The 18,576-nt window shown below is 60.6% G+C and carries 14 protein-coding genes; 3 read left to right on the top strand and 11 right to left on the bottom strand.

Features of this window, described 5'->3' with window-relative positions:
• The 6 genes from HNE05_RS16815 to HNE05_RS16790 all read right to left on the bottom strand — a co-directional run bounded on the left by HNE05_RS16815 (window position 1) and on the right by HNE05_RS16790 (window position 7,819).
• Window positions 1-4,743 (bottom strand): pilus assembly protein, encoded by a 4,743-nt coding sequence (locus tag HNE05_RS16815; RefSeq protein ID WP_173209458.1) that lies wholly within the window; start codon window positions 4,741-4,743, stop codon window positions 1-3.
• A 19-nt stretch (window positions 4,744-4,762) separates the two neighbouring features.
• Entirely contained in the window at window positions 4,763-5,230 is a 468-nt protein-coding gene (locus HNE05_RS16810; RefSeq protein ID WP_173209457.1) for a pilus assembly PilX family protein, read from the bottom strand.
• On the bottom strand, window positions 5,227-6,243 hold the full coding sequence (locus HNE05_RS16805) for a PilW family protein (RefSeq protein WP_173209454.1): 1,017 nt from the start codon (window positions 6,241-6,243) through the stop codon (window positions 5,227-5,229). The genes HNE05_RS16810 and HNE05_RS16805 overlap by 4 nt, the downstream gene beginning before the upstream one ends.
• Window positions 6,240-6,701: a type IV pilus modification protein PilV gene (gene pilV, locus HNE05_RS16800; protein WP_173209452.1), complete on the bottom strand. Its 462-nt coding sequence runs from the start codon at window positions 6,699-6,701 to the stop codon at window positions 6,240-6,242. The genes HNE05_RS16805 and pilV overlap by 4 nt, the downstream gene beginning before the upstream one ends.
• A complete protein-coding gene (locus HNE05_RS16795; protein ID WP_173209450.1) occupies window positions 6,692-7,204 on the bottom strand; it encodes a GspH/FimT family pseudopilin in 513 nt (170 codons plus the stop codon). The genes pilV and HNE05_RS16795 overlap by 10 nt, the downstream gene beginning before the upstream one ends.
• Before the next feature lie 99 nt (window positions 7,205-7,303).
• Window positions 7,304-7,819, bottom strand: a complete 516-nt coding sequence (locus HNE05_RS16790; RefSeq protein WP_173209448.1) for a GspH/FimT family pseudopilin — start codon at window positions 7,817-7,819, stop codon at window positions 7,304-7,306.
• Window positions 7,820-7,875: 56 nt separating this feature from the next.
• On the opposite strand from HNE05_RS16790, the gene thiO reads away from it, so the two are divergent.
• Window positions 7,876-8,985: a glycine oxidase ThiO gene (thiO, locus tag HNE05_RS16785; protein WP_173209446.1), complete on the top strand. Its 1,110-nt coding sequence runs from the start codon at window positions 7,876-7,878 to the stop codon at window positions 8,983-8,985.
• A 3-nt stretch (window positions 8,986-8,988) separates the two neighbouring features.
• On the opposite strand, the gene HNE05_RS16780 is transcribed toward thiO, so the two are convergent.
• Genes HNE05_RS16780 through HNE05_RS16770 form a run of 3 tightly spaced genes read right to left on the bottom strand, consistent with a single transcriptional unit; the run spans window position 8,989 to window position 12,153 of the window.
• A complete protein-coding gene (locus HNE05_RS16780) occupies window positions 8,989-10,329 on the bottom strand; it encodes a sigma-54-dependent transcriptional regulator (protein ID WP_173209444.1) in 1,341 nt (446 codons plus the stop codon).
• Window positions 10,330-10,331: 2 nt separating this feature from the next.
• Complete coding sequence (locus HNE05_RS16775) at window positions 10,332-11,909, bottom strand: sensor histidine kinase (protein WP_173211716.1); 1,578 nt, start codon at window positions 11,907-11,909, stop codon at window positions 10,332-10,334.
• 4 nt (window positions 11,910-11,913) lie between these two features.
• Entirely contained in the window at window positions 11,914-12,153 is a 240-nt protein-coding gene (locus tag HNE05_RS16770; RefSeq protein WP_173209442.1) for a PP0621 family protein, read from the bottom strand.
• Window positions 12,154-12,674: 521 nt separating this feature from the next.
• Here HNE05_RS16770 and HNE05_RS16765 point away from each other — a divergent pair.
• Complete coding sequence (locus tag HNE05_RS16765; protein ID WP_173211715.1) at window positions 12,675-15,035, top strand: DNA polymerase II; 2,361 nt, start codon at window positions 12,675-12,677, stop codon at window positions 15,033-15,035.
• 15 nt (window positions 15,036-15,050) lie between these two features.
• Here HNE05_RS16765 and HNE05_RS16760 read toward each other — a convergent pair whose 3' ends face one another.
• Both HNE05_RS16760 and HNE05_RS16755 read right to left on the bottom strand, forming a co-directional pair.
• Window positions 15,051-15,773, bottom strand: coding sequence for a TrmH family RNA methyltransferase (locus tag HNE05_RS16760; RefSeq protein WP_173209440.1), 723 nt, complete (start codon window positions 15,771-15,773; stop codon window positions 15,051-15,053).
• On the bottom strand, window positions 15,773-17,392 hold the full coding sequence (locus HNE05_RS16755) for an NAD(P)/FAD-dependent oxidoreductase (RefSeq protein ID WP_173209438.1): 1,620 nt from the start codon (window positions 17,390-17,392) through the stop codon (window positions 15,773-15,775). Before HNE05_RS16755 ends, HNE05_RS16760 begins: the two co-directional genes overlap by 1 nt.
• 225 nt (window positions 17,393-17,617) lie before the next feature.
• Between HNE05_RS16755 and rlmE the strand changes: the two genes are divergently transcribed.
• A complete protein-coding gene (gene rlmE / locus HNE05_RS16750; protein ID WP_173209436.1) occupies window positions 17,618-18,238 on the top strand; it encodes a 23S rRNA (uridine(2552)-2'-O)-methyltransferase RlmE in 621 nt (206 codons plus the stop codon).
• The last annotated feature ends 338 nt before the right edge of the window (window positions 18,239-18,576 follow it).

The following is an 18,576-nucleotide window of genomic DNA, read 5'->3' as shown; positions in this document are numbered from 1 at the left end:
TTAGAGCTCATCAATCCAGTAGGTCGGGCCGACAGTGTTATCGATCTTCAGTTCCGCACATTCGGTACCAACGCACTGCACCGGTGGCGGGGCGCCGCTACCTTCGGGGAATAGGATAATACCTTTGGGTGGAATTCCCGCAGTCAGAAGCTCTTGGCTTCTGTCTGCACGATCCGGTGTGCCAGAAACTGTCTGGGTCATGGGCGTAGCGTCGAAGAGGTTGACCGCATAGGCACGCCCTACACCTTGTACCGCCTTGCACGAGTTGTTGGCTGAACTGGCATTGGGTTCGTAGGTGCTAAAGTACACCTTGCCGCCAAAGGTTGTGGACTCTGCGAGAACCTTCTCTCCGTCATTCTCCAGGCGGATATACCAGCCACCGCTGTTCTTGGCGAACTCGGTGGCGGCCGCCGCCTGTTGGGCTGCAGAGCCTTCCTGTACCAGGTTCAGCGTTGCGTCGTACATGGAATCTTCGGTTATGACGGTATGAGCGGCATTGCTGTCGATGATTGGGGTTCTGAATGAATAGAAACGATCATCTGCACCAGTGTCCAGCGGGTGCCCGCGGTAGCCAGATCCGATGTTCACAACTAGTGCCTTGCCTGCGTTGACAGTTAGCAGGGCAATGTCGGGCTCGTTGTAGAAGCGGCGTAGCTTGCCTTTCAATTCAGCAGTTGTCTCGCCGCCAGTGTTGGCTGGAATCACATTAGCGAAAACACCATCGCCAGTGGTGCCTGCGCCACTATCGAGCGGGCTGACAAGGCTGCTGGTGCTGTTGCCGTTGTTGATGAAGAAACGCCAGACTTGCCCGCCCATGTCGCCAACAAAGAACTGGTCGGCATAGCCATCGCGGTTGATATCGATTGCCCGCAAGCTGCTGGGGATGCTGTAAGTCATCTTGCTCAGCTGTTGGTGGGCCTGGGCGGAGACGTTGGTCGCTTCATTGCTGCCGGACCAGATCAGGGTGCCTGTCAGGGCGTTAACGATATAGATGGAATTGCCCTGGCTATCTTGCGTGCGCGCAGAACCGTCCTTGTTCTGGTTGAGAATACTGATGTCGTCCTGTGTTTCGTCATATCCGCCAGCGAACATGAGAACTGGTGTGCTGGTGCCGTTTATGTCGATTTTGGTTACAACTGGAGTCGACCAAGTCTGGCCAAGTTTGGCGAAGCCAGGAGTGCTGGGGGTAATGAACCAGCGCATTTTCGGGTTGTTGATGTCCGTCACGTCCAGCGAGTACAGATTGCGTCCGCCGCGGCCCATGGTGGCGTAGGCGTAGACAAATTCGCCGCTATTAAGCCCTGATGGCAGCAAAGTCGGCACAGGGTTGGATGGATCGCGTCCGCCATAGATGACGCCATTGCCGTTGACATCATTGACCCAAGTGACCACGGTATTGTCCATGCCATATTTGCGTGGGGCCAGGGTGGTCGATTCCTCATTGGCTTTGAGCGCCTTGATGTTGCCCAGCAGTGCTTCCGGCATGAACGCCATCTGCTCAACACCGGTATTGGTGTTGAACGCCTGCACGAAGCCTTCGTTGGTGCCAACGAACACGCTTTGCTTCTCACTGGCGCAAGCGGTCAGGGTGCTGTCAGTGAAGCTGCTGCACTCATAGGTCACCAGGCGTGGAACAGAATGTAACGGATCGCCGATAGCGTTACGCTGGCTGCCGTCATCGTTGCGGCCCCGAATCCAGTTGATCAGTGAGGTCCGCTCGGCCGCGCTGCTGGCACCTAGAATCGCCTGGGTGACGTTGCTGTTGGCGTCATTCAGCAGATAGGCTCCAGCGTTCAGCGCAACTGCAGCAGCTGGGGAGTTGCCGGTGTAGGTGTAGACCTTGCGAGTAGCATAAGCCGGCAGTTTGTTTGCTACACCACCAAGTGCGGTGTTGTTGCCATCGCTGCCAGTGGTCCAGAAGCTGCGTGCAGTAGACTTGAAGAACCCAGTGTTGGTATCAATGGCGCCAACGTTGTCAGCATCAATGATGATGTCGCCGGAGTTGCTATTCAAACCATAACGCTTGAGGTTGCCGACCCAGCTATTGGTTTCCGACGGTTTGAACAGGGCGAAGTACACCTCGTTCTTGTTGCTCTGCCGGTTGAACTGGTTGGCCGTGGCGCCAGGGCTGACGAAGGTGGTGTCGGTACTCAGCACATCCTGGAGAATCTTGCTGAACGCCGTGCTCAGTTCTGAAGCATTCTCGGCTGTATAAGCTTTGCCCTTGCCATTGTTGGCCATGTCCGTCAGGAAGGTTTGTGGGCCGGTGTTGGGGGCCAATGCGCCCAGGGCGAAACCAATGGTATGGGTGGTGATGAAATTGTCGTCGGCGATGCTGGATTGATCGTTTGTCGCCATCCAGGTTGCCAGCCGGCGTCCGCATTGCTCGTCAGACAGGCTCGCATCCCCTGTGCAACTGCTACCGGTCAGGGTACCGATCGAGCTTTGTGCGCCGTTCCCATTGGCCTGGCCATCCGTCAATACGACCAGGTGCGTGGATTGGCAAGTGCTGGTAATCGGGCTGCTATAACCTGCGCGTTCCCCGCGCAAGTAACGAGCTGCCTCGTTCATGGTGGGAACTATCGGTGTGCCATCGCTGGCATTCATGGCCTGTACTAGGGCGTTCAGATGATTGCGTACGGTATAGGTGGATGAAGCTAAGCCGCCGTTGGCAACCTTGATCCTCAGCTTGATCGCTTCGGCTGGGTTGCTTTCATAGGCCTGGACTTCCAGCGTGGAGTTGCTGCCTTGCACCGACATCACCGTGAGTGCATTGCCTGGTGACCAGCCGCCGCGGTTTACGACACTTTGCAGGCCTGAGCGAAGGGTTGTGTTGGTACAGGTGACTGGCGTGCTGGCGACCCAGCTGTTCAGTGTGCAACTGCTGTCGGTCGTGTCATTACGGTCGGTAATGTCGTCGTCGGTGGCGGTGAAGGGGGCCGAGTTGTCGGCATTCTCAAAGCGCACAGTGGTGGTGACGTTGGCAGTGGGGACAGTGTTAGCTGGGGTAAAAATCACTTGGGCGTCCAGAATGGTTGCGCCATTAATCAGCGGAACACCTTCGAAGCGAGCAGCGAAGCGACTCTGATCAACCGGTAGGGTATCTCCGCCCAGAACCATGTCGTCATCCGACTCTTCATAAGCATCGTTCTTCGGGTTATTGACCGTGGCTTCGAGTATTGGGTTGAGGCACCCGGTTTCACCACCGGTATAGGTAACCGTCAGGGTGGGTTGCAGGCCAGGCGCTCCGTCGATGCTGTGGGCCGTGCGAGTACCGACTCCGCTGGTCGGGCTCAGGTAGAAACCCATGGAGTTATTGCCACACCAGGTGGGCAGGTTCACGACTTCTTGAACCAGTGCCCTGACGTCGGGCCCTTCAATTGCTACGGGTGGCGAGCTGGTCGACCAGGCTGGTGCATCCCAGGTGGTTATGGCGGTGGTAGGCAGCCTTGCGCCCATGTTGGTGGTGCCCGTGAAAATGGCGGCATCAGCCACTTTCTCGGCTGTCACTGCAAAGCGTACGGCGTCGCTGTTACTAGAGGCAGGTGTAAAGGAAAGGTAGGCGGCGGTAATGGTCGCCCCTTGGGGAATGCCGACATCCTGGAAGCGCAAGCCACCTTTACGTGCTTCGATCTGGGAGCTGATATCGTCATAGTTGATCACGATGCGCGGCATCACCGCGGCAGTACCGCCCTGTGCGGCGAAGGTGTAGTCGCGGTTCTGCTGAGCGCGGAATCTCATGACCAAGTCGCCGATCGGATCAGCATCATTATCCAGCAGATTACGAAGCTCACTGGTGATATCGAATCGCGCCGTGCCGCCATCTTGCCAACTGCTGGCTCTTGGGTCGCTATAGATGAAGCTGCGAGGGGCGGCGGCTGGGTTGAGCAGGCCGCTGTCATCGAGAGCAGCCGGTACCTTGGCGTTCTCTATGTAGAGATCAAGTCGCGGACGATTGCTATTGTTTTGATCATTAGTTGGGGTTAGCTCCAGATAGGCGCTGGTAATGGTTCTATCTGCCGGTTGACTGATGCCACGAAAATGAAACAGAGCTGTGCTGCCGGAGCTGTTATTGCGCAGGTTTATGGTAGAGAGTGCTGAGGCGTTCGGGCAGTTGGTACTTGGGCGCCCAGCAACCGGATCTAGGGCGTTGGGGTTGAGGGCGCAGGAATAGCCAGTCGAAGTCAGGTAGTAGGCACCATCGTTTTTCAGGGTGTTGGTGTTGGTGGTGCCCACCATAATCGGCGTGGAGATATTGCCCATGACCAGGGATGTAGCGTTGATGACGGCGGTGCTACTCAGCGAGCTCTGAGTGGCATCGTCGCCACTCGCGCGAATTTCTGGAGTGCTGGCCACCAGCTGAACCGATGAGGGCAGAGGGTCATCGATGTTGCTGACTGGGTAGACCATGCGGGTATTGTCATAGGCGCTACGACTATTGAGCACCATGATGCCCGCATTGATGGCGCCAGCATTGTTGATGATGGTCGAGAATGAGTCCTTGAGAATCTGCATGCGCGACTGCTGCGAGCCCGACGGGTTGCTGTTGCTGTCTGTACGCCAGGCCATGGAGCCCGAGTTGTCTAGCACGAACAATACGTTCGGGCGAACGCTGTCATCGATGGCGGCACCACCGAAGAAAATTTCGGTGTCGTCGGCATGGCTGACTGCGCTATGCAGCACCAGGATGCTGGAAACCGTGCAGAGAGCCAGGCGATGAAGTGCGGAGAGGCGCTTGTTCATTATTTAGTCCTCGGATGCATCACTGGATGATGCGTTCGCGATGGCCCTGCAGGTGGCGGGCATTGGTATTGTCGTCGGTGATTGCTGCGGCCGTTGTGGCGGATGCGTCAAGCGTCGCGCTGCTTGTGAAGTCGTGGATGAGGATTATGGGGGTGCCTGAACCTTCACCGGCTTCCAGGCTGGAGCCTTCGGCGTAGCGTGAGGCGGCCTGCATGCGCGCGCGAACGGTTCGAGTTGGGTAGGTCAAGGCCAGCACGCTGTCAGCGACAGGAGTAGTGCCATTTTCGACCTGGCTGCTGAGGTTGGCCAGTGCGCTTTCAGCTGCCTGGAACGCCACGTTGTTTTCCTGGGCATTGCTGGCCATGCGCTCTTGCAGCGAGGAGCTGGTCGAGGCACTGATGGCCAGAATGGTTAGCAGCAACAGCAGAGTTAGGCTGACGACGAGCACCATGCCGCGCTGCTGGTTTTGGCGATGTAGAGTTTTCATGGTCGGCGGTTCCTTACGTCTACGACAGTATTCAGTACGCGGCGTAGGCGACGATCTGCGATGGCGTCGAGCTGCGTGTCGGTGCCAATATTGGCAATGGCAAACGACTGCGTATTGGCTGCGTCGCTAACTTCGTCAGGGCTGGATATCACCAGGCTGATCTGCAGGCGGCTGACGTCCTCGCGTTGAGCGTTGGTGAGGTCTTCGCCATTTACCCAACTGGTCTGAGTGCCGCTGGTGACCCCATAGAGCACCTGGAAGTTATCGACGTTGGCAATCATTGGCTCGCCGTTCTTGTAGAGGGTCGATATTTCATTGCCGGCGCTGTCGAGGTTGCTAGGGTCGCCCTCAAGGGTGTAGGTATTTTCAATCACTTGGAGAAATTGCGAGCCTTCACCTAGGGGGATGCCGTACAGGCTTGGCGGCGTGCCACTGTTGGCGCCTTGCAGGCTGGTGAGGGTGTATCGATTGGGCATCGAACTTGTGAGGTCTGGATTAGCGCTGCGTGCTGAAGCAACCCCAGTGAAGATTGCAACCTCCTCGCAGTTGGTCAGGATAAATTCGTAGCGCTCACCTTCCGTGAAGTTAATGTTGTTGCCGCTGACAAAGGTGACCTGGGTATTACTGATATTGGTTGCGCGCATCATCATCGGTCTGGCATGGCGCATGATCAGGCTATCGCTGGCGGTCGCGGCCCCTTCGATGAGCTCTGTGCCTTGCTCACCCATGGCGTCCAGCGGGAAAGTGCGGCTGGAGTTTACGCGGCTGGTTACCTTGGGAGAGGCGCAGCCCTGGTAGCCTGTTCTACGCAGATCCTGCTTGAGCATGTCCAGGGCAATGCGGCCGTTCTCTTGCAATCTGGCAAGAGAAGCGTTGGCTCTATCGGTGCTGTTGGTGCTGATGAATATCTGCAGAATGCCGAGTAGCAAGAAGGAGCTGAGCAGCAAGGTCACCATCAGCTCGATCAGGGTAAGGCCCTGCTGCTTGGCCATCGCTTGTGAACAGACGCTCATAGGTCAGCCCTCAAAACAAAGGAGCATTGGTTGGCAGGGCAGGCCGTGGAGCTGTCTTCTTGCCAGAAGATTGACACGGTGTAAGCGTTGCCGGTCCGCGTTACGGACCCAGTAAGGCCCGATTGAACCAGTTGCGTCTTCCACTCGAATAAATCCTGTACGGCGACATTGGTTTCCGAGCAACCACTGGTTTTGCAATTAGGGTCCGTGGGTGCTGCGGCATTGGTGGCGATAACATAGCTGCTGGAACTGGTGGCAACGTCGCTGTTCAAGCGCATGCGCTCGAATATGTCATAAGCGAGCCAGCTGGCTTGGCTGCGCATCGAAGCGCTCTGGTTGGACTTCATGCTGGTCATCATCAGGCTGGCCATCCCGAATAGTCCGATGGCCAGAATCAGTAAGGCGATCAATACCTCAATCAGACTGAAACCGTTCTGTTTTCTTGCGATCATGGGCATGTGACGTCTCCCGGATTACCTTTGCTGATACGGCTTTGCCCGGCGGTGTTGAGTCGAACTTGGCGAGAGCTTTCTGCGCCACGGGTATCGCAAATACGCAACATGGCTGCCGAGGCCAGTGTGCCGTCAGCCAGAAAGCTGATAGCGCCAGTGACGCCACGAATAGTGTTGCCATTGGTGACTGCCGGCATTACCCGCACCAGTTCTGCCGTCGATGCACTGCCGTTGTTATCACGGTCGCGAAACAAAATGGCGCCGCCCTCCCAATTGTTGGTGTTGCACGTGGCTTGATCGGTGCTGCCGCAGATGCGAGTGACTACGCGATTGGTCGCTGCTTCGCTGCGGGCCAACTGCATCAGCCCTTGCAGCTCATTGACTTGTGTGGAAAGACGGCCGTTCTGCATCATGCTGTTGAACTGCGGGATGCCATAGCTGGCGATTACCGCGACGATGGCGATCACGATCATCATTTCTATCAGGGTAAATCCACTACTTTTACGCATGGCACAGGTTTCCCTTTTTTCCTGTTGTAAACCTACAGGAGGTGACAGAGAAGAACAGTCTTGTGGGATAGGCGTGCCAGATGTCGCGACGAGTAGCACTTAACTGCAGCGTGCCTGAGGTGTGGGTGGCTGGACGCGCGGTCGGCCTGTGACGCTCACCACAATTTGCCGGGTAGGGGTGGTTTTGTGGCAGAGGGTGAATGTGCCATTGAGGGCCAGGGTGGTGCCGTCGTTGGCGAAGCTGATGCGGGTGCGGCTGCGAAAGCTGGACCAGCGCCAGGAGTAGTCTTCTGGAATGGCCAGCTTCTGCAGCAAGACCTCTCCGGCATCCAGTTGGCCGTTAGCGTTCGGGTCGGAGAAAACCAGGAGGCCATTTTGCCAGGTCGTGCTGCTCGAACAGCTCAGTTCTCCGTTGCACAGGCTGGTGCTGGTCCGCGAGAAAACTGCCTGGCTACGGGCATAATGCAGCGCGCCAAGCATGTTGTTGGTTGTTGTGCGCTGAATCATTTGTTGGTGTGTCTGGATCAGGCGGGGTACGCCGATACTGGCTAGGCAGATGAGAACTGCCATGCAAACGAGTAGCTCAATCAGGGTGTGGCCATGGGTATTTTTCATATACAGCGTCCTTGCTGTAAGTGGGTGAGTCGGTGAGTGTAGTTCGGCAGGCTGTATTGCAAGGCCGCTCCGAGAGCAATGTACTAATCGTCGGTGGTGGGATTATCGGCGCCCTGAGTGCGCTGTTTTTGGCGCAGTCGGGGCTGCAGGTGAGCCTGCTTGATCGGCGCTTTATGGGGCAGGAGTCTTCCTGGGCCGGGGGCGGTATCATTTCACCGCTCTATCCCTGGCGTTACAGCTCCGCTGTGACGGCACTCGCGGGTTGGTCGCAGGGTTTTTATCCCGATCTGGGCGTTAGTCTGGAACGCGAGACGGGGATCGATCCACAGGTTCATGCCACCGGGCTGTACTGGCTGGATTTGGAAGATGAAGCACTGGCGTTGGCCTGGGCGGGACGTGAGGGGCGAGTGTTGTTGCAACCCGGCATGGCAGAGGTTCACAAGACGTTGCCGGTACTGGGTGATGGCTTCGCCAAGGCGTTGCATATGCCTGGGGTGGCCAATGTGCGCAATCCGCGCCTGCTCAAGGCTCTACGCTGCGCCTTGGCGCAAAAAGCCAATGTCACGGTGCATGAAGGATCGGAGGTTACCGGTTTTATTCAGCAGGGAGGGCGTGTCTGCGGAGTGCGCACAGGTCAGGGGGAGTTGCGTGCTGAGCGTGTTCTCCTCGCATCCGGCGCCTGGAGTGGCGAGTTGCTGGCCACGCTTGGGCTCAACCTTCCAGTGGTGCCGGTCAAGGGCCAGATGATCCTTTACAAGTGCGCCGAGGACTTCCTCCCGGCCATGGTGCTTGCCAAGGGCCGTTATGCCATTCCGCGCAAGGATGGCCACATCCTGATTGGTAGCACGCTGGAGCATGCCGGATTCGACAAGACGCCCACCGAGGTTGCGTTGGCCAGCTTGAAAACCTCTGCGCAGGAGCTGTTGCCGGCACTGGCTGATGCCGAGGTCGTCGGGCACTGGGCCGGGCTGCGTCCCGGGTCGCCGGAAGGTATTCCCTTTATCGGTGAGGTCCCCGAGTATCCGGGGTTGTGGCTGAACTGCGGGCACTACCGCAATGGTCTGGTGCTTGCGCCAGCTTCCTGCGAGCTGCTGAAAAATCTGATGCTGGGCGAAAGTCCGATTGTCGATCCGGCGCCCTATGCGCCGGCTGGGCGCCTGGGCTGAGGATCAATCGATCCCCAGCTTCTTCAGGCGATAGCGCATCGAGCGGAAGGTCAGGCCCAGGCGCTGGGCTGCCGCCGTGCGGTTCCAGCGGGTTTCTTCGAGGGCTTGCATGATCAGCTTGCGCTCGATGTCTTCCAGGTAGTCTTCCAGGTTGTCGATTTGCGCCAGTGAGGCCTCGCCGGCTTCGGTCGAGCAGGGGGTGTCGGCAAGACGCAGGTCGCTGGCCTTGATCTGTTCGTCTTCGCACAGGGTGTGTGCGCGCTCCAGCATGTTCTCCAACTCGCGGACGTTGCCGGGGAAGCGGTAGCTTTTCAGCTTGTCCAGGGCGTCGTCGGTCAGGCGGGTTGGGGCAATGCCGGTTCCTTCGCTGAGGCGGCGCAGCATGGTTTCGGCCAGGAGCGGAATGTCTTCGCGGCGCTCGCGCAGGGGCGGGACGCGCAGTTCGATGACGTTGAGACGGTAGAACAGATCCTGACGGAAGCGCTCGGCCGCCACTTCGGCGGCCAGGTCCTTGTGGGTGGCGCAGAGAATCCGCACATCGACGATCAGTTCCTGCTGGCCGCCCACGGCCCGCACGGCTTTCTCTTGGATCGCACGGAGCAGCTTGACCTGCATGGCCAGCGGCAGGTCTGCCACTTCGTCGAGGAACAGGGTGCCGCCGTTGGCCGCCTGGAACAGGCCCTGCTTGTCCTCGATGGCGCCGGTGAAACTGCCTTTCTTGTGGCCGAAGAACTCGCTTTCCATCAGCTCGGACGGGATCGCCCCGCAGTTGACCGGAATGAACGGCTGCTCGCCACGCGGGCCCTGTTCGTGGATCAGGCGGGCGACCAGTTCCTTGCCGCTGCCGGACTCGCCGCTGATGTAGACCGGCGCCTGGCTGCGCGCCAGTTTCTGGATCTGACTGCGCAGGGCGCGCATAGGCGGCGAGTCGCCGAGCAGGCGTGTATCGACCGGGCCTTCGGCATCATTGGCGCTGCGGATGCGCAGTGCGGTGGCTACCAGTTCGCGCAAGCGGCCGAGGTCGACCGGTTTGGTGAGGAAATCGAAGGCACCAGCCTTGAGGGCATTGATCGCGGTGTCCAGGCTGCCGTAGGCGGTGATCATCGCCACCGGTACCTGCGGGTGGCGCTGCTGGATGTGCTGCACCAGCTCCAGCCCGGTGCCGTCGGGCAGGCGCATGTCGGTCAGACAGAGGTCGAATGGCTCGCGGGCCAGCCATTCGCGGGCTTCCTTGACGTTGCGGGCGCTGCGAGTGTCGAGCTTCATCCGGCCCAGGGTGATTTCCAGGAGTTCGCGGATATCGGGCTCGTCGTCGACGATCAGGGCTCTTTGCCGGGTGCTCATGGTCAGCTCAGTTTGCGTGAGTGGGCGAAGGTGATGCGGAAGCAGCTGCCGCCACCTTCACGCGGTTTGTAGTCGAGGCGCGCCTGGTTGCTTTCGCACAGCTCGCGGGAAATATACAGGCCCAGCCCCGTGCCCTTGTTATCGGTGGTGTAGAAGGGCTCGAAGATATGTTGTAGCTGCTCGGCGGGAATGCCGGGGCCATCGTCGAGCACTTCGAGGACGGGCAGGTCGCTGTCCGGGTCGCGAAATAGCTTGAGCCAGACCTGACCGAGCTGGTGCACCTGGGCGCTGTAGCGCATGCCGTTCTGTACCAGGTTGGTCAGCACCTGGGTCAGCTGGTGCGGGTCCATGCGGGTCTGCAGGCCGCTGCCGGAGGTTTCCAGGTGCAGGGTCTGCTCCAGGGCCGCCGAACTGCGAAATTCGCTGGCGAAGCGGTGCAGCCAGTATTTCAGATCCAGCAACTGGGGTTCGGCCTGGCGCCTGCGCGACAGTTGCAGGACGTTCTCGATGACCAGGTTCATCCGCCGCGAGTGGTCCTGAATGATCTGGGCCAGGCGCCTGTCAGGCCCCTCGAGGATTTCCGACTCCTGCAGCAGTTGCGCGGCGTGGCTGATGGCGCCGAGCGGGTTGCGGATTTCATGGGCGATGCCGGCAGTCAGGCGGCCCAGCGAGGCCAGTTTGAGTTGCTGGGCCTGTTGGGTGATCTGCGAGATATCTTCGAGAAACACCAGCGTGTGCGTTTCCTCGCCACGGTGCAGGGGAATGAAGCTGGGCTGCAGCAGCGCTCCATCAGGAATGGCCTGCAGGCTCTGCGGGCGCAAGGTGGGGTTGTGCAGCCATTGCTGCAGGCGGCGAACCAGTTCCGGGCAGTGCGGGTCGAGGATCTTGCCCGTCAGCTCGGTGCGCCCGAGCAGGGTCAGGGCGCCCTGATTGGCCAGTACCACGCGGTGCTGATCGTCCAGCACCAGGATGCCGGTGCGCATGCGCTGCAGGATCAGGGCGTTGAGGGCTTCCAGGCTGGCGACATCGACCGCCCGTTGTTCGGCGAGTTGTTCGCTTTGCTGCAGGCGGCGACTCAAACCCTGTAGAAAAATCGCGGCGGCAAAGCACAGGGCACCAAGAGCCCCTGCTTGAACGTACTGGCTGGCAGCGGCAGGGCGGCTGAAGCTCAGGTAAAAAGTCAGGTAGATCATGCCGATGGCCGCTACAGCCGCAATCAGCAGGCCGACCCGGCCGCGTAGCAAGATGTTGGCGATGGCCACTGAAACGATCAGCAGGTTACCGATGCCGCTGGGTGTCCCTCCCGCCGCGTAGAACAGCGCCACCAGCAGGATGACGTCTGCCAGCGCCAGGCTGAACACCTGCAGCAGATGGCGTGGCCGCTGCATCAGAACGGCGATCAGGATGTTGATGATCAGATAGGCCCAGCTGCCATCGCGGAACAGTCCCGCGTGGGCCAGGTTGAGCAGATCCTCGTCCAGGTCGCTGGAGATCAACAGCACCAGGGCCAGGCCAACGGTTACCCGGTAAAGGTGGTACAGGCGCAGGACGCGGCGGCCATGGACGCCTTCGAGGGTCATTGCATCAGCGTTCACCTGAGTGGGCGTCCTGCTCTAGGTGGGCTTGGCTGCAATACCAGCGCTGCGCGTCGGCCAGCGCGGTATCGCGCGGGACATGCACGCCGCATTGCGCGCAGCGCACCATCGGCGGCGCACTAGGTTCTGCCGTGTCAGCTTGAGGCTTGGCGCTGGCGGGGCGATTGAAACGCCGCCACAGCCAGACGGCAGCGGCAATCAGGGCAATCCAGAACAACAGACGAAACATGGCGCACTCTTCTTGTTGGCAGGCGGCCAGTGTAGCCAAGGTCAATACCCGGGCGCAGCAGATAAAGCGTGCCTGTGGCGAGCAAGAAAGTGCTGTCGGTTTCGTTTCGGAGGGAAATAGCCGGCAATGGCGCCGAGCGGATACTGATCCATGCGCTGACTGCCGCCCCTGACGCGCGGCGCCTGGTTAGCAGGCTAGGGGTAGGATTTTTTCGCCAGCAACAAAAAACCCGCCGAAGCGGGTTTTTCTCAGACCATTCCGACATCCTGTCAGCTGCCTTCTTGGCGATGGTCGATCATCCTTGATCCTGCTGCGCGTCCTGCGCAGCAGTGATGTGGCTAGATTAGTGACTGCCGGAGACTTACAACAGGGCGGATCGCAGCTTGCCCGTGTAAGCCTTTGGCTATTCGCGGCTCGGCAGAGACGTGTTGCCGCTGCATGCCGTGGTGCGACTAAGCGCAGCGAATACTCAGCTGTGCCAGTAGAATTGCGCCGTGAAACAGACTTCCGAGGTTGCAGGCGTGGAACTACAGCAGGGCTTTGTCCTGACCCGGCACTGGCGCGATACGCCGGCCGGTACGCAGGTCGAGTTCTGGCTGGCGACCGACACCGGCCCGCGCCTGGTGCGCCTGCCGTATCAGCCCTCGGTGGCCTTCATTCCGGCTGAGCAACGCGCGCGCGCCGAAACGGTACTGCAAGGCACACGCGGTGCGGAGCTGCGCGAGCTGGGCCTGTGCGATTTCCACCATCGCCCGGTGCTCGGCCTGTACTGCCAGCAGCACCGGCAGCTGATCAATCTCGACAAGCAGTTGCGCAAGGCCGGCGTCGACGTCTACGAGGCCGATGTGCGCCCGCCGGAGCGCTACCTGATGGAGCGCTTCATCACCGCGCCGCTGCTGTTCGGCGGTACGCCCGGGGAGGGCGGCATCCTGCTCGAAGCGCAACTCAAGCCCGTCGCGGATTACCGCCCGCCATTGCGCCTGGTCTCCCTCGATATCGAAACCACCGAACATGGCGAGCTGTACTCCATCGCCCTGGAAGGCTGCGGCCAGCGCCAGGTGTACATGCTCGGCCCGGCCAATGGCGACGACAGCGCCGTGGACTTTCAGCTCGACTACTGCGACAGCCGTGCGCAGTTGCTGGAACGATTGAACGAATGGCTGGCCCGGCATGACCCCGATGCGATCATCGGCTGGAACCTGGTGCAGTTCGACCTGCGCGTGCTGCACGAACATGCCCAGCGTCTCAAGGTGCCGCTGCGCCTGGGGCGTGGCGGTGACGAGATGGGCTGGCGCGAGCACGGCAGCGGCAAGCACTACTTCGCCGCGGCCGCCGGCCGCTTGATCATCGACGGCATCGAGGCGCTGCGCTCGGCGACCTGGAGCTTTCCCTCGTTCAGCCTGGAATACGTCGCGCAGACCCTGCTCGGCGAGGGCAAATCGATCGATACACCCTACCAGCGCATGGACGAGATCAACCGCATGTTCGCCGAGGACAAGCCCGCCTTGGCGCGCTACAACCTCAAGGACTGCGAGCTGGTGACGCGGATCTTCGTCAAGACCGAATTGCTCACCTTCCTTCTCGAGCGCGCCGCCGTCACCGGCCTGCCGATCGACCGCAGCGGCGGCTCGGTAGCGGCCTTCACCCACCTCTATATGCCGCTGATGCACCGCCAGGGCTTCGTCGCGCCCAACCTCGGCGAGAAAATCCCGCAGGCCAGTCCCGGTGGCTTCGTCATGGAGTCGCGCCCTGGCCTGTACGAGTCGGTGCTGGTGCTCGACTACAAGAGCCTGTATCCCTCGATTATCCGTACCTTCCTGATCGACCCGGTGGGCCTGGTAGAGGGCCTGCGTCATCCCGACGACAGCCAGTCGATCCCCGGTTTTCGCGGCGCGCGCTTCTCGCGTAGCAAGCATTGCCTGCCGGCCATCGTCGAGCGGGTCTGGCAGGGCCGCGAGGCCGCCAAGCGCGAGCGCAATCAGCCGTTATCGCAGGCCCTGAAAATCATTATGAACGCCTTCTACGGCGTGCTCGGCTCCAGCGGTTGCCGTTTCTTCGATACCCGCCTGGCTTCGTCGATCACCCTGCGCGGCCACGAGATCATGCGCCGCACGCGCGAGCTGATCGAAGCCGAAGGCCATGGGGTGATCTATGGCGACACCGACTCCACCTTCGTCTGGCTCGGCCATGAACATGCGGAAGAAGATGCAGCGCGTATCGGCCGGGCGCTGGTGCAGCGGGTCAACCAGTGGTGGCGCGAACACCTGCAGCAGGAATACGGCCTGCACAGCGCGCTGGAGCTGCAGTTCGAGACGCACTACCGGCGCTTCCTGATGCCGACCATTCGCGGCGCGGAGGAGGGCAGCAAGAAGCGCTATGCCGGCCTGGTCCAGCGTGGCGACGGCCAGGAGGATATGGTCTACAAGGGCCTGGAAACGGTGCGCAGCGACTGGTCGCCGCTGGCCCAGCAGTTCCAGCAGGAACTCTATCGGCGCATCTTCCACCGCCAGCCCTATCAGGACTACGTGCGCGAATACGTGCGGCGCACCCTGGAAGGCGAGCTGGATGAGTTGCTGATCTACCGCAAACGCCTGCGCCGCCAGCTTGGCGACTACCAGCGCAACGTGCCACCGCATGTACGTGCAGCGCGCCTGGCCGACGATTACAACGAGCGCCAGGGCCGGCCGCGGCAGTACCAGAACGGTGGCTGGATCAGCTACGTGATGACCCTCGCCGGGCCGGAACCGCTGGAAACCCGCAGTTCCCTGATCGACTACGAGCACTACCTGTCACGTCAGCTGCAGCCGGTGGCCGATGCGATCCTGCCGTTCGTGGATGACGACTTCAGTCGTCTGGTCGACCGGCAGCTGGGGTTGTTCTGAGTCGGCGCCGAGCCGTTATCTCTTCAGCTCGTACGCGCACATATTGACCGTCGTCGCCAGGTTCAGCGACTCGATGGCGCCACAGCCGGCAATCGTGAACGGCTGGGCATTCAGCGCGATCAGCTGCTCGCGGGGTACGCCGCGGGCCTCGTTGCCGAACAGGTAGCAATCGAAGGCCTTGAAGCCGGCCGACTGCACCGGCTCGCCCTGCATATCCAGGCAGGCGATGTGCGCGAAGCGCGTACGCAAGGAGTCCAGCTGCACATCCAGCTCCAGCGGTGCATGAAAAATGGCGCCCATGCTGGAGCGCACGACCTTGGGGTTGTAGGGGTCGACGCTGCCGGGACTTAGCAAGCAGCGAAAGCCGCCGAACCAGGCCAGGGTGCGCAGGATGGTGCCGAGGTTGCCCGGGTCCTGGATCTCGTGCAGATAGATGGCGCGCTCGCCGGCAACAGCCGGCGCAGCACTTTCCAGCATGGGCACCACGGCCAGAATGCCCTGCGGCGTCTGTGTGTCGGCTATCTGCGCCATCTGCCGGTCGCTGATCACCTGGGTCTTGAACGGGCTCTGCCAGTGCTCGTAGGCGCTGGTCACATACAGCTGGCTGCGCTGCAGCAGCGGGTTGTGCAAGGCCGCTTTCTGCAGTTCCAGCAGCAGATGCTCGCCCTCCACCAGAAAATGACCGAGCTCGGCGCGGTACTTTTTCTGCTGCAGCTTCTTGATGTCGTCGAGTTTCATCAGTGGCTCTGCTCGGCCAGGATCGACTTGGCCACCGCCTCGGCGACCTTGATGCCGTCCACGCCCGCCGAGAGGATGCCGCCAGCATAACCGGCGCCTTCACCGGCCGGGTACAGGCCTTTCAGGTTGAGGCTTTGCAGGGTTTCGTGGTCGCGGGTGATGCGCACCGGGGAGCTGGTGCGGGTTTCGATACCGGTGAGCACCGCGTCGTCGCGATCGAAGCCGCGAATCTGCTTGCCGAATGCCGGCAGTGCCTCGCGAATGGCCTCAATCGCATAGGCCGGCAGCGAGAGCGCCAGGTCGCCCAGGCGCACGCCGGGCTTGTAGGAAGGCTCCACTTCGCCCAGCTCGCTCGACGGCACGCCGCGAATGAAATCACCGACCAATTGCGCCGGCGCACAGTAATCGCTGCCGCCCAGCTTGTACGCGACCGACTCCAGGCGCTCCTGGAACTCCACGCCGGCCAGCGGGCCGCCGGGGAAATCCTGCTCCGGGTTGATGCCGACGACGATGCCGGCATTGGCGTTGCGCTCGTTGCGCGAGTACTGGCTCATGCCGTTGGTCACCACGCGCTCCGGCTCGGAGGTGGCGGCCACCACGGTGCCGCCGGGGCACATGCAGAAGCTGTAAACGGCGCGGCCATTCTTGGCGTGATGCACCAGCTTGTAGTCGGCGGCGCCCAGTTCCGGGTGACCCGCGTATTTGCCCAGGCGCGCCTGGTCGATCAGGCCTTGCGGGTGTTCGATGCGGAAGCCCACAGCAAAGGGCTTGGCCTCGATGAACACGCCCTGGCGGTGCAGCATGCGGAAGGTATCGCGCGAGCTGTGGCCCAGTGCGAGCACCACATGGCGACTGCGCAGGGTCTCGCCACTGGCCAGCACCACACCCTCCAGCTGACCATCGTTGATCAGCAGGTCGGTCACCTTGCTCTCGAAGCGCACTTCACCACCGAGGGCGATGATCTCCTCGCGCATGGCCGCGACCACGCCGGTGAGGCGGAAGGTGCCGATGTGCGGCTTGCTCACGAACATGATCTCGTCCGGCGCGCCAGCGCGGACAAACTCATGCATCACCTTGCGGGCGTAGAACTTCGGGTCCTTGATCTGGCTGTACAGCTTGCCGTCGGAGAACAGGCCGGCGCCGCCCTCGCCGAACTGCACGTTGGACTCCGGGGTCAGGACCTTCTTGCGCCACAGGGCCCAGGTGTCCTTGGTGCGGCTGCGCACATCCTTGCCGCGCTCCAGCACAATCGGCTTGAAGCCCATCTGCGCGAGCAGCAGCGCGGCGAACAGGCCGCAGGGGCCAAAGCCCACCACCAGCGGTCGTTCGCTCAGATCGTCCGGCGCCTGACCTACCGGGTAGTAGTGGGTGTCTGGCGAGGGGCGGATATGCTGGTCATCGGCAAAGCGCGCCAGGGTGGCCGCCTCGTCACGGACTTCAAGATCGACGATATAGATGAACAGGATGACGCTGTTCTTCTTGCGCGCATCGTAGCTGCGCTTGAACACGCTGAAGTTCAGCAGGTCGGCGTCGCTGATGTTCAGGCGGTTGACGATGGCCTGGCGCAACTCATCGGCGGAGTGATCGAGGGGCAGAGACAGTTCGTTGATGCGAATCATGACGGTAATCCTGGCCGGTGACTCCGGCAAAGGAAGCAATAAAAGAGGAAGTAAGGTGCGAATTGTAGCCGCCGCAGCCCATCCCTGTCAGGCCGGCCTGACAGGGCCGCACCCCGTGGATTTAACCTCAACAGCACTATCGGCTTATACTTGCCGCCACTTTGCGTCCCTTTGCCCTAGGCCTTGGTTCGCGCCCCACCTTGATCCTCCTTGCTTGGCTCCCTTATGAAACGCTCCAAAAGCAGCGCCCGCTGGCTGAATGAACACGTCAACGACCCCTACGTCAAACAGGCGCAGAAGGATGGCTTGCGCTCGCGCTCCAGCTACAAGCTGATCGAGCTGAACGAGAAGGACAAGCTGATCCGCCCCGGCATGCTGCTCATGGACCTTGGCTCCGCGCCGGGCGGCTGGTCGCAGGTGGCCGGCAAGTTAGTGGGTGAGAAGGGGCGGGTTATCGCCACCGACATTCTGCCGATGGACCCGCTGGATAACGTCGACTTCATTCAGGGCGACTTTACCGAGGACGGCGTGTTCCAGCAGCTTCTCGCCAAGCTCGATGGCCGACAGCCCGATCTGATCGTCTCCGACATCGCCCCCAACCTCAGCGGCGTCGCTGTTGCCGACCAGGCGTCTTCGATGTATCTGGTTGAACTCACCCTCGATATGGTCCGCAAAGTGCTCAAGCCTGGTGGCAACTATGTGGTCAAGGTCTTTCAGGGCGAGGGCTCCGACGAGTTTCTGCGTGACGTGCGCACCTCATTCGAGAAGGTGGTCGTACGCAAACCAGCAGCATCGCGGCCGCGCTCGAATGAGGTTTATTTGATGGCCAAGGGCTTCAAGGGATAAGGCGTCCGCTGCTGGCGATGGCGCTGAAGGTCCCGTACTTATTGGGTTTCAGACACAAAAAAAAGACGTCCTAGGACGTCTTTTTTGTGTATTTGGTGGGCCGGGGTCGTTTGAACATGGCTATTAACGCTTTGATTTTAAAGAATTGTCCTTTGTCGATGGCTTTGTGGGATACATGCTGGGATACAGCCTGTAGGCCGCTGGGGTGCTCCTGAGAGAGCCTTAAATCAACCCCAAGGATTCCTTCCTGCTTCACGTTCTGCTTGATGCTCATACGAGCCAGCTAAGCCCCGAAGCGCTGTAGCTAGGCGAGTAAACCCACAGGTCGAGATCATCAC

This window comes from Pseudomonas campi, assembly GCF_013200955.2.
GTDB lineage: Bacteria > Pseudomonadota > Gammaproteobacteria > Pseudomonadales > Pseudomonadaceae > Aquipseudomonas > Aquipseudomonas campi.
Note: the sequence above shows the minus strand (reverse complement) of the source record. Positions and strands in the feature narration are given on the sequence as shown.

Excerpts from the sequence above, each read along its gene's own strand:
- HNE05_RS16815 (WP_173209458.1), bottom strand. The coding sequence starts at position 4,743 with ATGAACAAGCGCCTCTCCGCACTTCATCGCCTGGCTCTCTGCACGGTT.
- HNE05_RS16810 (WP_173209457.1), bottom strand. The coding sequence starts at position 5,230 with ATGAAAACTCTACATCGCCAAAACCAGCAGCGCGGCATGGTGCTCGTC.
- HNE05_RS16805 (WP_173209454.1), bottom strand. The coding sequence starts at position 6,243 with ATGAGCGTCTGTTCACAAGCGATGGCCAAGCAGCAGGGCCTTACCCTG.
- pilV (WP_173209452.1), bottom strand. The coding sequence starts at position 6,701 with ATGCCCATGATCGCAAGAAAACAGAACGGTTTCAGTCTGATTGAGGTA.
- HNE05_RS16795 (WP_173209450.1), bottom strand. The coding sequence starts at position 7,204 with ATGCGTAAAAGTAGTGGATTTACCCTGATAGAAATGATGATCGTGATC.
- HNE05_RS16790 (WP_173209448.1), bottom strand. The coding sequence starts at position 7,819 with ATGAAAAATACCCATGGCCACACCCTGATTGAGCTACTCGTTTGCATG.
- HNE05_RS16780 (WP_173209444.1), bottom strand. The coding sequence starts at position 10,329 with ATGAGCACCCGGCAAAGAGCCCTGATCGTCGACGACGAGCCCGATATC.
- HNE05_RS16775 (WP_173211716.1), bottom strand. The coding sequence starts at position 11,909 with ATGACCCTCGAAGGCGTCCATGGCCGCCGCGTCCTGCGCCTGTACCAC.
- HNE05_RS16770 (WP_173209442.1), bottom strand. The coding sequence starts at position 12,153 with ATGTTTCGTCTGTTGTTCTGGATTGCCCTGATTGCCGCTGCCGTCTGG.
- HNE05_RS16760 (WP_173209440.1), bottom strand. The coding sequence starts at position 15,773 with ATGAAACTCGACGACATCAAGAAGCTGCAGCAGAAAAAGTACCGCGCC.
- HNE05_RS16755 (WP_173209438.1), bottom strand. The coding sequence starts at position 17,392 with ATGATTCGCATCAACGAACTGTCTCTGCCCCTCGATCACTCCGCCGAT.
- rlmE (WP_173209436.1), top strand. The coding sequence starts at position 17,618 with ATGAAACGCTCCAAAAGCAGCGCCCGCTGGCTGAATGAACACGTCAAC.